This is a genomic window from Bacillus sp. Medicinal_06, from assembly GCF_056711665.1.
This window is the reverse complement of the sequence record NZ_JBWYHD010000093.1, coordinates 1-255: the sequence shown is the minus strand read 5'-3', so window position 1 is coordinate 255 and position 255 is coordinate 1. Positions and strand designations below refer to the sequence as shown.

Here is a 255-nt window from a genome sequence, read left to right as displayed (position 1 = left end):
CTGGAGAATCACAAATGCGATATTTTAAAGGGAAACAGTTCAAGAAAGATATTATTTTAGTAGCTGTCGGCTACTACTGTCGTTTTTCTTTAAGTTATCGCGATGTATCTGAAATCCTGAAAGAACGAGGTATTTCAGTTCACCCAACAACTATCATGCGATGGGTTCATGAATATGGCAATCTCATCTATCAAATTTGGAAAGTGAAAAATAAATCTGCGCGCTTATCTTGGCATTTGGATGAGACTTATATCA

Annotated in this window: 1 pseudogene; it reads left to right on the top strand. The window is 36.1% G+C overall.

Annotated features, from left to right (window positions below):
• Positions 1-14 precede the first annotated feature (14 nt).
• A pseudogene (locus AC1M36_RS28650) lies at positions 15-255 on the top strand (IS6 family transposase); the annotation flags it as partial.